Annotated in this window: 9 protein-coding genes; 1 reads left to right on the top strand and 8 read right to left on the bottom strand. The window is 75.0% G+C overall.

The window, feature by feature from the left end; all coding sequences use genetic code 11:
* The first annotated feature begins 36 nt into the window (after positions 1 to 36).
* The gene (locus DDQ41_RS30735; RefSeq protein ID WP_162602771.1) at positions 37 to 1,251 is read left to right on the top strand and encodes a DUF6236 family protein; all 1,215 of its coding nucleotides are present in this window, start codon (positions 37 to 39) and stop codon (positions 1,249 to 1,251) included.
* Positions 1,252 to 1,975: 724 nt separating this feature from the next.
* On the opposite strand, the gene DDQ41_RS30740 is transcribed toward DDQ41_RS30735, so the two are convergent.
* The 8 genes from DDQ41_RS30740 to DDQ41_RS32960 all read right to left on the bottom strand — a co-directional run bounded on the left by DDQ41_RS30740 (position 1,976) and on the right by DDQ41_RS32960 (position 13,862).
* Positions 1,976 to 2,701 carry a dienelactone hydrolase family protein gene (locus DDQ41_RS30740; RefSeq protein ID WP_109297400.1) on the bottom strand — a complete coding sequence of 242 codons (726 nt, stop codon included), beginning with the start codon at positions 2,699 to 2,701 and terminating at the stop codon, positions 1,976 to 1,978.
* Positions 2,702 to 3,275: 574 nt separating this feature from the next.
* Entirely contained in the window at positions 3,276 to 4,781 is a 1,506-nt protein-coding gene (locus DDQ41_RS30745; protein WP_109297401.1) for a GMC family oxidoreductase, read from the bottom strand.
* Between the two features lie 175 nt (positions 4,782 to 4,956).
* A complete protein-coding gene (locus DDQ41_RS30750; RefSeq protein WP_109297402.1) occupies positions 4,957 to 5,880 on the bottom strand; it encodes an SDR family oxidoreductase in 924 nt (307 codons plus the stop codon).
* The gene (locus tag DDQ41_RS30755; protein ID WP_245990842.1) at positions 5,877 to 6,944 is read right to left on the bottom strand and encodes an ROK family protein; all 1,068 of its coding nucleotides are present in this window, start codon (positions 6,942 to 6,944) and stop codon (positions 5,877 to 5,879) included. Before DDQ41_RS30755 ends, DDQ41_RS30750 begins: the two co-directional genes overlap by 4 nt.
* Entirely contained in the window at positions 6,925 to 7,299 is a 375-nt protein-coding gene (locus tag DDQ41_RS30760) for a cupin domain-containing protein (protein ID WP_109297403.1), read from the bottom strand. Before DDQ41_RS30760 ends, DDQ41_RS30755 begins: the two co-directional genes overlap by 20 nt.
* Entirely contained in the window at positions 7,296 to 8,462 is a 1,167-nt protein-coding gene (locus tag DDQ41_RS30765) for a sedoheptulose 7-phosphate cyclase (protein WP_109297404.1), read from the bottom strand. Before DDQ41_RS30765 ends, DDQ41_RS30760 begins: the two co-directional genes overlap by 4 nt.
* Positions 8,434 to 10,536, bottom strand: coding sequence for a 4-alpha-glucanotransferase (malQ, locus tag DDQ41_RS30770; protein WP_174720340.1), 2,103 nt, complete (start codon positions 10,534 to 10,536; stop codon positions 8,434 to 8,436). Before malQ ends, DDQ41_RS30765 begins: the two co-directional genes overlap by 29 nt.
* Positions 10,537 to 10,553: 17 nt before the next feature.
* Positions 10,554 to 13,862, bottom strand: coding sequence for an HAD-IIB family hydrolase (locus DDQ41_RS32960; protein WP_162602772.1), 3,309 nt, complete (start codon positions 13,860 to 13,862; stop codon positions 10,554 to 10,556).
* Between the last annotated feature and the right edge of the window lie 13 nt (positions 13,863 to 13,875).

Genomic DNA, 13,875 nt, shown 5'->3' on the forward strand with positions numbered 1-13,875 from the left:
AGATCGCAGACCAGCGGACGACGATTGGCCCTCACCATGCCAGACCCCGTATCCGACCTCGGCCTCTACTACCCGTACTTCCACGTCCGCGATGAGCGCTGGCTGAAGATGTCCGCGCTGTACTGGCCCGCCATCGTGCGCATCGTCCCGGAGGACTACGCGATCCGCGACTCGCGCACCGTGCGCGTCCTGGCCGACCAGGCCGGCTTCATCGAGAACGCCAGCCCCGCGGCCGCGGTGGACGCCATCGCACCCCGCTTCCTCGAACTGCTCGCGGGCAACGAGGGAGCCCTGCGGGCCGCACTGCGCGTACAGCAGCGCGACATGGCCGCCTTCGACCGTACCGCGTCAGGCACCTCGGCCACGGCGCCCCACAGGCCGCGCCTGGCCGCGCTCCACGAGAGCCAGGTTCGCCCGGACCTGACGCGGGCCCTGGTGGAGGCGGGGCTGGCGGTCCGGGGGCGGCTGACCCTGTCCCACGAGGTGGACGCGCGCTGGCTGGTCCTTCGCGAGCGCTTCGTCTCCCTCTACATGAGCTGCCTCGCGGAGGAGTTCGGCTCGGTGAACCACCTGGAGCTCACCACCGACCAGCCGCATGCGTTCGCCCTCGCCAACGGCTGGTCGGCCGATCTGCTGGCCGGGTATCTGCTACGTACGCCCGCGCCGACGGATGCGCAGGCCGGGCCGTCACTGGCCGAGCGCATCGGGATCCTCGCCCTCGGGCTGGTGGTGCCCGCGGACATCGACCGGGTGTCCGCCGAGCAGATCGTACGGCTGCGCCGGCACCACGGCCGGGAGTTCCTCGCCTTCCGCCGGGCGGTGGGCCAGGCCGCCGCCGAGCTGGCGTCCCTGGCGGACATTCCTGATGGCCGCACCCTCGACGCCCATCTTCGGAACGAGGTCAACAACCGTTTCGCCCTCCCCCTGAACGAGTTGCGCCAGTGCCTGGCAGGGATGAAACTCGACACCGCGACGGCCGCTGTCAACGTCAGGACTCAGCTCCCCGCCGGCGTCACGCTGACGGGCGGCGCCTGGCTCGCCGGCCAGACGCTCGTGGCCGGTGCCGTCGCCGCCGGATTCGGGCTGCTTGCCATCGGCCACACCTCCCGCCAGGCGCGCAGTACGGCCCTGGCCGCCGCAGGCCCCGCCGCGTACCTTCTTCACACCGGAAAAGCCCTCAGCGAGCGCCGCCTGCTGTCCCGCACACTGCACCAGATGGCCGGCATCGCGAGCCCGGCGGTGCGCGGTTGACGCCCGGTGCCCTCAGGAACGGCCGCAAGGAGGCCGTCGGGCCGGGCGTACCGCCGGGAGGGACGAGACCGAGCAGGTGGTCGACCACCCGTGTGGCAGAGGCGGGACCCGTTCCCGAGTGGTGGACACTTCTGGGGCCGGCCCCGGCAGGGGCCGGGCGGGCGGCCACTCCTGTGGTGAGGAAAGCCCGCTCGCCCGAGTCCCGGGCGGACGGTGTCGCGCTGCACCCGTCTGATCCGAGCCGCACCTTCGAGGGCATCGGCAGGGTCCGCGCGGGCGGCACATGACCACCGTGCCCGGAACCGTCCGCCACCTCCGCGCCGGCGGTCGGCACGAGCACGGACAACGCACTCGTCGAGTCCTTCAACGCCGCCCTCGGACGCGGGACACCGCGCGGTGCCCGCCGCTTCGACGGCGCTCGCGTCCGCCGCCCGGAAGACTTCCGCTGGAGCACGCGCCACGACACCCGCCGCCGGCCCATGCGAACAGCGCACCGTCAGCGCACCGTGCGAACTCGCCCCCTGAGCATCCGCCGGTATCGGAGGCCCGGTGACGGGGCCATCGCGCCGCCGGTCGTCGCTCCGCCGAAGACCGGCAGCGAGCGCCCGGCCGCGAGGTCCGCCGAGCCCACTGCCGGCCGCGGGAGCCCGAATGACGCTGCCCAGAGCGGTGCCCCGGAGCCGCGGGCTGTCGGAGCGGGTGATCAGAACCCGGTCTGCCCGGGTCACCCCGTGACGGGCAGGCACTCGGCGAGCAGGTCGACGACGTCCCGCCAAGCTCGCCGTGCGTGCCGAGGGTGGTAGCCGACGCCGGGAAGCACGATGTGGTCGACCGGTGGGTGATGGAAGGCGTGCAGGGCGCCGCCGTAGACCACGAGCCGCCAGTCGACGCCCGCGGCCTGCATCTCGGTGGTGAACGCGTCCCGCTGCGCGGGCGGCATGATCGGGTCCTCCGACCCGACCCCGGCCCACACCGGGCAGCGAATGCGCGCTGCCTCGCCCGGTCGGCCCGTGGTCAGTCCGTTGACTGTCGCGATCGCACGCAGTTCGACGCCGTCGCGCCCGAGTTCCAGCGCGATGGCGCCGCCGGTGCCGTAGCCGACGGCGGCGATCCGGTCCGGGTCGGTCCGCGGCTCGGCGCGGAGCACGTCGAGCGCCGCGTGGCCGATGCCTCGCATGCGGTCGGGGTCCGCGAGCAGCGGTACGCAACGGGCCAGCATCTCCTCCGGGTCGTCCATATAGCGCCCGCCGTGGAGGTCGAAGGCCAGCGCCACGTAACCCAGCTCCGCGAGCGCATCGGCCCGGCGGCGCTCGACGTCGCTGAGCCCCACCCCCTCGGGCCCGACCAGGACCGCGGGCCGACGCCCGACACCGGCCGGGACCGCGAGGTGCCCGATCATCGTCAGGCCGTCGGCCGCGTATTCGATCGTGTGCGTTGTCACCGTCGTCATGAGCCGTGACTGTAGTGACCGCCGAGCCCGGTCGGGCCGGTGTTCTGCTCCGGGCGGAAGGCCGGTCTCTCGCCGTTCCGGAACCGCCCGTCGGCGGTTCACCCCAGGGCCCGCGCACCGAACCGCCGTCGGCCCGGAGGGCGCGCGCCGGACGCCGCCGTACGCGGCCGGGTTTGCCGACGGGCCCCACCGCAGAGGATGGCTGACCGGCGGGTAGCCGCCGGCCCCGTTGCCGCACCGCTGCTCGGCGAACACCGCAAGGCTCACCGGACTGCCCGCCGCCGGCAGCGTGCCGTCGACCGCCCACTCCGCGCGCCCCGCCCGGGCCGGGACACCCCGGTCCCATGGGCCTGTCGCCTGTCGCCTGTCGCCTGTTGCCCGTTGCTTGTCGCCTGTTGTCCACCGTCGTGCGGTCGGCCCCTGGTCCGTGCGGCCCCTGGTCCGTGCGGCCCCTGGTCCAACGGCCCCCGATCCGCCGCTGCCTCCCGATCCGCCCGGCCGAGATCCGTCGGTGCGGTGCCGACTCGGCCGGGCGTCGACTGCGCCTCGTGCGGCCGCGCCCCCGCGTCTCGTCTCAGCTCCGGGCCGCCTCGGTCCGCATGGCGTCGGCCAGGAGCTCGGCCACGGCGAGGACCGGCAGCTGGGTGTTGGCCGCCGGCACCGTGGGCAGCACGGACGCGTCGGCGACCCGCAGGTTGGACACCCCGTGCACCCGGCCCGTGCCGTCGACCACGGCGTACGGATCGTCCGCGGGTCCCATGGCGCAGGTCCCCACCGGATGCCAGTAGGTGCCCGTGCGGGCCCTGATCTCCTCGTCCGTGAAAGTGGCGGGAACTCCGCCGGGCGGCCGGACCAGCTTGCCGAGCGCGGCGGTCGCCGCCAGCTCCCCGACCAGGTCCAGCCCCCGCCGGACCACGGCGAGGTCGTGGCCCTCCGGGTCGGAGAAGAACCCGGGGCGGATGTCGAGGGCCTCGGTGGGGTCGGCCGAGCGCAGGGCGACCCGGCCCCGGGAGGCCGGCTTCATGAGGAAGGAGGAGATACCCGCCTCGTACCGGCCCGGCGGCAGGCTGCCGAAGAGCGGCGGGCCCGCCACGGGGAGGAGGTGCAGGTCCCAGGACCCGGGCGGGCACCGGTCGCTGGCGGCCCTGACCAGCATGCGGCTGACGTAGAGGTCGCCCGCCGCCTCCTTGCCGGCCAGCGCGGCCTCGAGTGCTCCGGTGGGTGCCAGCGGCACGAACACACCCGGTTGGTCCGACAGGTTGGCTCCGACACCGAGCAGCTCGGCCTCGGGCCGGATGCCGTGCTCCCGCAGGTGGTCCGCCGGCCCGAGGCCACTGCGCAGGAGCACGGCCGGCGAGCCGTACGTCCCGCACGCGACGATGTAGTCGTCGGCGGCCAGGGTGGTCCGTTCGCCGCCGCGGACGATGTCGACGCCCCGCACCCGGCCGCGCACGATGTGCATCCGGTCGACGAGGGCCGCGTCGAGGACCGTCAGACCGGGGCGCTCCCGCGCCGGGTCGAGGTAGGCGAACGCCGCGTTCCAGCGCAGCCCGTCGAAGGAGTTGATGAGCGGGGTGCCGTAGCCGGGGGTGCCCGAGGTGCCCATGTCGACCCGCGGGTAGCCGAGTTCACCGGCCGCCTCCAGCGCTGCGCTGCTCCAGACGGAGAACTCGCTCTCCGGGACCGGCCGCAGCCCCATCCGCTCCACCGCGGCCAGGCGGAACGGCTCCATGGCCCGCGCCGACCATCGCCCGCCTCCCGCCCGTACCCAGTCCGCGTGATCCGCGTGGGCGCCCCAGGTGTTCCAGCATCCGTTGACGCACGAGGAGCCGCCGATGATCCGGGCCCGGATGCGGTGCGCGGCCGCGTGCCGCTCCCACACGTGGTCGCGCGGCAGACTCCGGGCGTCGAGCAACGTGCGCGGCCATCCGCCGTCCCGCGGTCCGTAGTCCCGGCCGGCCTCGACCAGGCAGACCGACCGGCCCGGGTCCTCGCTCAGCCGGGCCGCGAGCACGCACCCGGCCACACCTCCGCCGAGTACGACGACGTCGTAGCCCTTCACCGATCCTGCGTGTGCCATACGTCTGCTCCACCATCTCGCCGCCGGACGGCGGCGGTCTCACGGGCCGGGCGGGGCGGGTCCGCCGCCCGGGAGGGGTGACGCGCGCGGCCACACGGTGTGCGGCACGGCGCGTGGGCCGGGTGTCCCGGCGCGCGTCCGGGCGTGCGGTCGGCCGCGGCGCCCGGCGGGGTGCTCAGCGTGCCGCCGCGAACGCCGCGGCCAGGTGCCGGGCACCCTCCCGCACGCCGCGCACGGCGATCGCCCCGGTCGCCGGCAGCCGGCCGAGCAGGGAGCCGGTCAGACACGCGTTCTCCGGACGGGAGGCGTAGCGGGTGGCCGCCCGTGGCACCGGCACCACCAGGCGCGCCGGAGCCCCCAGCGTCTCCGCGACGACCGAGGCCCACGCGGCACGGCTCACTCGGTCCGGTCCGCCGAGGTGGAGGACCGGCGGCACGGGCGCCCCGGCGCCCAGCACGGCCGCCGTGACCTCCGCCACGTCGTCCACCAGCACCGGGGTCGTCCACTGGTCCCGCGGCACCGTGACCGGCTCGCCGCGCAGCAGCCGGTGTGCGCACGCGGCGAAGAAGTTGAGCCACTTGCCCGCGTCCGCCGGTTCGTGGCCGTAGACGAGGCTGACCCGCAGCACCACCGCGTCCGCGGCCGACGCGAGCACGGTCTCCTCCGCCCGCAGCTTCGCGTGGCCGTAGGCGTTGGCCGGGGAGACCGGGGCGTCCTCGGCGTTCCCGGGGCGGGACCCGTCGAAGACGTTGTCGGTGGAGATCATCAGCAGTCGCGCGTCGCCGGCCGACGCGGCGAAGTTGGCGGCGGCGGCGGTGTGCGCCGAGACGGCCAGGGCCGGGTGCTCCTCGCACCAGGTGACGTCGGAGGGGCCGTGCACGAGGACCACGCGCCGCGGATTCAGCCTGGCCGTCAGCCGGCCGCACGCCACGGGGTCGGTGGCGTCCAGGGCGTGCCAGCGGACGCCCGGGAGGTCCGGTAGGTGCCGCGGGTGACGGCGCGAGGCGAGGGCGACGGGCTCTCCCGACGCGGCCAGCCGCCGCGCGATACCCGTGCCGACGAAACCGCTGCCGACGACGAGGGTGCCCCCGGCGGTCATCGCGCGCCCGCCGGGGACCGCCGGGACATCCGGTCGGCCAGCAGCCGGCCGACGCCGATCAGACCGTGGTCGTCGTCCGGTCTGCCGAGCGACACCATGGCGCCGACCGCGTCCGCGTCCAGGCCGAAGAGCCCCAGCCTCACCAACTCGCCCACCAGCAGCTCCCGGTAGCGTTCGCCGACCGCCAGGGCGAAACCCCCCATCACGATGTACCGGCACACACCGACGGAGGTGAAGACGGCCCCGATCGCCTGCGCGAGATACGTGAGGGTGCCGCGCAGCACCTGCGTGGTGAACGCGTCGCCCTCCCGGACCGCGGCCGCGATCGCCGGGTTGCCGATACCGGACGCGCGGCCGGCGCAGCGGGCGGCCAGCCCGGAACGGGCGAAACCGGCCGGGTCGGCCGCCGCCGCACGGCGGACCGCGGCGAGCACCCCGCGCCCGGAGGCGACGGCACCGAGGTGGCCGCGCCCGCCGCAGTCGCACAGCGGCGCGCCGGGGGAGGGATCGCACACCCAGTGGCCGAGTTCACCCCCGTGCCCGTCCGCGTCGAGCAGCACCTCGCCGCCCCGGAACACCTTGTTGCCGATGCCGGAACTGACGGTGATCAGACAGAACGGCTCGGTCTCGGTGGCCGCGTAGCGCCAGGCGGCGGCGGTCAGGTCGTTGACGACCACGACCGGCACGCCGATCCGCTCCGTCAGCAGCTGCCCGAGCGGCAGCGGTTCACCCCGCCGACCCCACACCGTGGGGGCGGCCAGCACCAGGCCCCCGGCCGAGATCGGCCCGGCGAAGGCCACGCCGACCGCGCGCGGTGGCGTACCCGCGGTGTGCCGGCCGGCCTCGCGGACGATCTGGTCCACGACGCGGCGCTGCAGGCCGGCCACGGAGTCCCGGGGGTGACGGGCCATGCCCTCGACCGGCACCCGGCGCACCCGGGAGACGGCCCCCGCGGCCGGGTCGTAGCTCCCGGTCCGCAGTGTCGTGCCCCCCAGGTCGAGTACGGTGAGGACGTCGCCGGATCCCTCTCCGCCGCCGTGGCGGTCAGACTGCGGGCTGATCACGGAGCTCCTCCTCGAAGACCAGAAGCCACAGATCGGCGGCCGAGTCGTTGACGAGGCCGTGCTCGCCGTACGGACGGTTGACGACGACGTCCCCGGTGCCGACGCGGAACTCGGTTCCGTCCCGGTACATCAGGCCGCTGCCGCTGATCACGACGTACGTCTCACGGTCCCGGGCGTGCCGGTGGCGCCCTATGGACGTCCCCGGCGGCAGCACGGCGATGTCGACGAACTCCGCTCCCGGGCTCCCCTCGGCGCGGGAGAACAGACGGTGGGCGAGGATGGTCCCCAGTCCGCCGTGGTCGTGCTCCTTGCCGCGCAGGAGCGTGTCGAGGTTCACCACGTCGCGGGCGGTCACGACATGCCCCCGTCGCGCGCCAGCGCGTCCAGGGCGGCCCGCAGCACGTCGGCGGGCACGTCCTTCAGCCGCTCCACGAAGTCCGCCTTGCCGATGCCGGTCGGCACCACGAGGTGCAGCTCGCGTCCCCGCCGCTGCCAGGACGCGTGCAGGGCCTGCGTCATCAGCTCCGGGGTGCAGGTGGCGGGGTCGAACACGGGAAGGCCGATGCGGCGCAGCAGGTCCACCACGCGCGCGCAGCTCTCCGCGTCGACGAGCCCCAGCAGCCGGGCCAGATGGGCGGACAGGGCCATGTCCACGGCGACCGCCTCACCGTGTTCCAGGCGGTGGCCGCCGGCCGTCTCGATCACCGGGCTGAAGGTGTGCCCGAAGTCGACGAGCCGGGCGAGGTCGTGCTCGCGGAGGTTGGGGCAGAGCTCCTCCATCATCAGCCGCATCGAGGTGCGCAGCACATACGTCTCCAGCGCGCCGTCGGAGGAGCGCAGGAAGGCGTCCGGGTGCTCCTCCAGCGTCCGGAAGAGGTCGGAGTCGAGGATCACGGCCATCTTCACGATCTCCGCGAGGCCGCAGCGGATCTCCCGGGCCGGCAGGGTGGCCAGCAGGGCGGGATCGTTGATCGACCCGTGCGCGGGGTGGTAGGCCCCGAACATGTTCTTCGTGTGCAGGGCGTTGACGCCGGTCTTGACCCCCACGCCCACGTCCACCTGCCCCACCAGGGTGGTGTTGACCTTGATGTAGCGGATGCCGCGGGCGTACATCGAGGCCGCGAAGCCCACGACGTCCGCGACGATCCCGCCGCCCACGGCGAGCATCACCCCGTGCCGGTCCAGGCCGGCCGCCTTGGCGACGGCGCACACCCGCTCCACCGACGCGAGTGTCTTGTTCCGTTCACCGCTGTCGACGGTGTGCACGCTCCAACTGCCCGGCTCCAGGCGCGCGTCGAGATAGGCGCGCAGCCGGTCGCCGTGGATGCGGTCCACCGTGGGGCCGACGAACGCCACCACCCGGCGCCCTTCCACGCGGTCGGCGAGGAGCGGGTTGCGGGGGTCGAACACTCCGTCGGTGACGTCCACGCGGTAGTGCGTGCCGTCCGGTGCCAGCAGGTCGAAGCCTCCGGGGTCCTCTCGGACTCCCTCAAGCTGAGCAAGGGCCTGGCCTGACATCTCTCTCCTCGGTCTTCGTTCCGTGCGGTCCGCCGTCGGTGAACACGCGGGTGACGGCCTGTACATGGGGATGGGCGGGCATTTCCTCCAGGGGGACCGGCCGGCCGTGCCGGTCCGCCACCGGCAGCCTCCAGTTGGGGTGCACCCCGGTGGTGCCGGGGAGGTTCTGGGGCCTGCGGTCGCCGGTGGCGTCCGGCAGCCAGACCCCGAGCAGCGTCGACGGCGTGCGCGTCAGGAAGCGGTGCAGGGCGACCAGCTCGCCGTCGGCGTCGGGCAGCAGGTCCAGCCGGCGCAGTTCCGCCAGCCAGCCGTCCCGTTGGGCCGCCGCCTCCGCCTTCTCCTCCGGTTCCGGGCGGGTCAGCAGTCCCAGCCGGGCTCGCAGGTCGACGTGTTCGCCGCTCAGCCAGGCCGCGGTCGTCGGCAGGTCATGGGTGGTCAGCGTGGCCAGGCAGTTCCTGCGCCACTGCCGCGGCGGCAGCGGACCGTGCCGCCCCTCGGAGCCGCCCAGGTACTCGAAGCGCTGCACCGACGTGCCGAGCACGCCGCGCGCGGCCAGCTCCTCGCGGACCCCGCGTTCCACCGTGCCGAGGTCCTCGCCGATCACCGCCACCCCGGCCCGGTGGGCCTCCAGGAGCAGCACACCGAGCATGGCCCCGGCGTCGTAGCGGACATAGGTCCCCTCGGACGGGGGCCGGCCCTCGGGCACCCACCACAGGCGGAACAGCCCCATGACGTGGTCGACCCGCAGGGCACCCGCGTGTCGCATGCCGGCGCGCAGCAGACCGGCCAGCGGCCGGTAGCCCTCGGCGGCCAGCGCGTCGGGCCGCCAGGGCGGCTGGCCCCAGTCCTGTCCGCGGGGGTTGAAGTCGTCCGGGGGCGCCCCGACGCTCATCCCGCCGGCCAGACAGTGCTGCAGCGACCAGGCATCGGCCCCCTCGGGGGCGACACCCACCGCGAGGTCGTGCACCAGGCCGATGCCCATGCCGGCGTCCTTCGCCGCGCGCTGGGCGCCTTCGAGCTGCTCGTCGGTGATCCACGCCAGCCAGCGGTGGAACGCGACGGCTTCCGCCAGTTCCCCGCGCGCCTCGGCCACCCGCGGCGACCGGGGATCCCGCAGCGCCTCGGGCCACGACCGCCAGGCGCCGCCGTGCACCTCGGCCAGTGCGCACCAGGTGGCGAAGTCCGTCAGATCCTCGCCCTCGCGGGCGACGAACGCCTCCAGCGCCGCACGGCGGCCCTGGGGTGGCGGCACCTCGTACACCCGGCGCAGGGCCTCGTACTTGAGGGCGCGTACCGACTCGCGGTCGATCAGCCCCCCGCCGCTCAGCACGCGCTCGTTGAGGGCCCGGGCCCGGGCGGCACAGGAGTCCACCGCGCGGCGGGCCTCCCCGGCCAGGTACCGGTACTCCGGCACCTCCTCCACGCGGACGTGCATCGGGTCCGCGAACCGCCGCGAACTGGGCCGGTAGGGCGACGGATCGGGCAGCGGACCCGGCTCCACCGCGTGCAGCGGCCCCAGTTGGACGAATCCGGCGCCCAGCGCGCGGCCGGACCAGGAGGCCAGCTCCGCGAGATCGGCCAGGTCGCCCATCCCCCAGGACCTGTGGGAGAGCACCGAGTACAGCTGGATCAGGAAGCCCCAGCCGCGCCGCTCGGGCACCGGGATCCGCTCGGGCACCGACAACAGCGGGGCGGACGCCCGCCGTCGGCCCTCGACGGCGTGCAGGACGTGCGCGCCGGGCGGCAGCGGCTCTCCGGGACCGCTCTCGCCGCCGCCCTCCAGGGCGACACGCGCCGCGGCGCCGGGCGGCAGCCCCAGCCGCGCGGCCGATCCGGCACGGACGACCACGCACGGCGGAAGCAGCCTGCCCTCGTCCGCCGCGCGCCGGGTCGTGAGCGCCCGCTGCGCGGCGTCCGGGGTGCTCGCGTCCACGCCGCACGCGGCCAGCACCGCGACCAGGGTGTCCGGGGCGACGGCGACGCGGTCACCGCGGTCGGTGACGTACCCGGTGCTCACCCCGTGCGCGCGGGCCAGTTCCCGCAGGGACGCGTCGGGTTTGGTGGGGCGGGTCATGGACGGTCTCCCTCCGGTCATGGACGGTCCCCCTCCGGCGCGAAGAGGCGTTCGAGGACCGCGGCGACCCCGTCCTCGTCGTTGCCCGGCGCGACCTCGTCGGCCATGGCCCGCAGGTCGTGGTGGGCGTTGGCCACCGCCACGCCGCGGGCGGCCCAGGCCAGCAGCGGGATGTCGTTGGGCATGTCCCCGAAGGCGACGGTGTCCGCGCCGGTGAGGCCCAGCAGTTCGGCGGCCCGGGCCGCACCGGTGCCCTTGTCGATGCCCGCGGGCAGGACCTCCACCATGCCCTTGACCGAGTGCACGACGGTCACCTCACCGCCCGTCAGCCGCCGGGTGACGGCGGTCAGCCGGTCCTCGTCGACGTGCGGGTGGTGCAGGATCAGTTTGTCGATGGGGGCGGTCCACAGCCCGCCGGGCTCGGTGGTCACGTCCCAGCCGTGACGGACCCGTTCCCCGAATCCCGCAGTGACCTTGAACCGGCTCTCCGGCGGCGAGGTGACGACGCCGAGCTCGACCCGGCCCAGTTCCGCCTCGACCCGCTCGACGACGTGACGGGCGAGATCGACGTCCAGGGACACCGAGGACAGCAGCCGGTCGGCCCCCGCGTCGTACAGCTGCGCGCCCTGGCCGCAGACCGCCAGCCCCCGGTAGCCGAGGGCGTTCAGGAACTCCCGGCAGGCCACCGCGGGACGCCCGGTGACCACCAGGTGGTGGGCGCCGGACGCGATGGCGCGTTCCAGTGCCCGGCGGGTGCGCGCGGATACCGTCAGGTCGCTGCGCAGCAACGTGCCGTCGAGATCGGTCGCCACCAGCCGGAACTCGGGTGCGCGGCTCGGCACGGTGTCCCAGACGACCCGGCCGGAGCGCAGGGTCACCATGGCGACGGCGTGGCTCCCGACGGGCGGCCCGTCCAGCGTCCCGGTGAACACGCCGTCGCCGTCCGCGGTGAGCGGCCGGAGGACGGCGCCGGCGGGGGAGGGGGCCGGTTCGTCGGAGGCGAGGGTCTCGGGGACCGATTCCAGCGCGGGGAGCGGCGCCCGCGGGTCCGCCGGGTCCGCAGGCGCCGCTCCCCGGTTCCCCGTGGCCGAGGCGACGGTTCCGGCCGCCCCGGCGCCCGTGACGGCGGTGGACGCGGCGCCCGGTGAGGCGACGGCTGTGGATGATCCGGCCGTGGACGAGCCGGCCGTGGAAGGGGCCGCCATGGGGGAGGCGACCGCGGACGCGCCGGTCGCCGGGGCGGCGGCGGAAGCGCCGGGCGCGCAGGCCGCGGTCGCGCACACGGCCGGGACGCCGGCCCCCTCGGCCGCGCCCCGGCCCGCCCCTGCCGAGGGCGCCTCGACCACCAGATCGACCCGGTTCGCCTCGGGGTGCCCGTACCGCACGTGCGAGGTGCCGTCCGGACCGCCGGTGAGCCGGAAACGGTCCGCGAGCCGGGCCTGCCAGTCCGGGCGGCCCGCCCACCGGGCCAGTTCGGCACAGCGCGCGAAGTCCCCCCGGAGGTGGGCCGATGCGAGCAGCCTCTCCCGGTCCTCCGCCGCGAGTTCGTCGACGCCGCACCCGAGAGCGCGGGCGAGGGCGGTGGCGTCACCGCGTTCCCTCGCCTCCCGTGCGACCAGGTCCCGGTGCCCGGCCTGCGCGGCGGGCGGCAGCGCGTCGAGCCAGCCGCGCGCCACCAGTTCGCCTACCGGGGGCTGCGCCCGCTCGCCCCGCAGCAGACGCTCGTAGGCCGCCAGGCGCAGGTCCGCGCTACGCGTCCAGGTGAACGAGCGGCCCAGGCGACGGGCGTTGCCCGACAGCCGGGCATAGGTGTCGGGGGCCGTGCGGAAGACCGTCACGGCCTGGCGTATTCGCTCGGCGAGGGCGCGGGCCAGCCCCGGGTCGTCGTCGCGGAAGGAACCGGGCACCGAGAACCCGGTCGCGTCCGGGTCGTCGAGGGGCCGCTGGTGCCCGAAGTGGGAGGTGACCCGCTGGGCGGTGGCGATGGGCACCGCCCCGCAGGCCATGGCCTCGGCCTGGGCGATGAGGAAGCCGTCCAGCTCGAACTTGGAGGGGAACACGCAGAAGTCGGCGCACACGGCCTGCGCGAACAGCGTGTCCTCGTCGGCGAGCCGCCAGTCCAGGTGGAGTTGCCCCGGATACCGGTCGGCGAGCTGCTGGAACGCGGCGTTCGCGACCGTCGCCGGGGTACCGCCGCCTCCGGTCGAGCAGCGGATCACGAAACCCACGTCCGGATCGCCGGCCAGCACCTCCTCCACGGCCCGCATCAGCTCCAGCTGTCCCTTGTGGTGCACCGCGTAGCGGGCGGCGTGGTAGAAGACCGGACCTGACCCCGTCAGGCCGAGCGACCGGCGCACCGCGGCCCGGTCCACCGCCTCCGGGGCGCGCTCCAGCCAGCTGTCCGCGATGCCGCAACCGCCGGCCAGCAGCCGGTCAGGCCGTTCGCGCAGCCGCCGGGCGACGGGCAGCGTCCGGAACAGCGCTTCGAACGGCGTGTCCTGCCACGTGACGTAGTGGTCGCGCTGACCGGAGGACACGAAGTCGATCAGATCCGCGCCGTCGACGACCAGCGGGAACACGCCCACGTGGTCCGGGCCGTACTCGACGTGCATCCGGGTGCCGGCCAGTGCCCGGGCCATCGTGGCCACGGGGGAGTCCTCGGCGGGAGGCGGCCCGTCGAGGGCGTCGAGGTCCGGGCCGCGCACCCCGAACAGCTCCAGCAGCCGCTCCACCTGCGGCCGGTACACCTTCTGCGTCACGGGGGAGTTCGCGGCGACCGTGCTCACCGTCCGGTACCGGTCGTCGCCGGCGAGAACCGCGGGCAGCAGGTAGTGGTAGTAGGGCTCGAAACCGTGGACGACGGCCGGGCCGTCCGCCAGGTACCGCTGGACGAACCGAAGACCGCCGACCTGGAAGACCAGCGGCTTGAGGTACGCCAGGTCCCGGCCCTCCGAGGCCGGGGGCGGGTAGAGCCGGTCCGGCAGCAGGTCCAGGAAGGCGTCGGACAGCAGGTACACGTCCACGCCGTCCAGGCGCAGCAGGTGGGCGCGGGTGTCGAGGCGAAGGCTGATCTCCGCGGGCCGGCCCGGCCACACCTTGGGGTCGAGCACCAGCGGCACCGTGTGCTCGTCGCGGTGATCGAGTTTCCGTACGTCGAACCGCTCGCGCAGGGCCGGTATGTGACCGTGCGCGGGGGTGACGAGCGAGACGCGGTGGCCGCGTGCGGCGTACTCGCGGGAGAGGTTCCACACGAGCGGGGACAGCCCGCCGCGCATCAGCCGGTTGTCGAAGCCGCCGCACTCGAAGGAGAAGGCGATGATGTGCACCCGGGGCGCTCCC

It is taken from the genome of Streptomyces spongiicola (assembly GCF_003122365.1).
GTDB classification, from domain to species: Bacteria; Actinomycetota; Actinomycetes; order Streptomycetales; family Streptomycetaceae; genus Streptomyces; species Streptomyces spongiicola.

What these genes read in the sequence shown, in the direction of transcription:
- DDQ41_RS30745 (WP_109297401.1), bottom strand. Translation starts at nt 4,781, where the DNA reads ATGGCACACGCAGGATCGGTGAAGGGCTACGACGTCGTCGTACTCGGC.
- DDQ41_RS30735 (WP_162602771.1), top strand. Translation starts at nt 37, where the DNA reads ATGCCAGACCCCGTATCCGACCTCGGCCTCTACTACCCGTACTTCCAC.
- DDQ41_RS30750 (WP_109297402.1), bottom strand. Translation starts at nt 5,880, where the DNA reads ATGACCGCCGGGGGCACCCTCGTCGTCGGCAGCGGTTTCGTCGGCACG.
- DDQ41_RS30740 (WP_109297400.1), bottom strand. Translation starts at nt 2,701, where the DNA reads ATGACGACGGTGACAACGCACACGATCGAATACGCGGCCGACGGCCTG.
- DDQ41_RS30765 (WP_109297404.1), bottom strand. Translation starts at nt 8,462, where the DNA reads ATGTCAGGCCAGGCCCTTGCTCAGCTTGAGGGAGTCCGAGAGGACCCC.
- malQ (WP_174720340.1), bottom strand. Translation starts at nt 10,536, where the DNA reads ATGACCCGCCCCACCAAACCCGACGCGTCCCTGCGGGAACTGGCCCGC.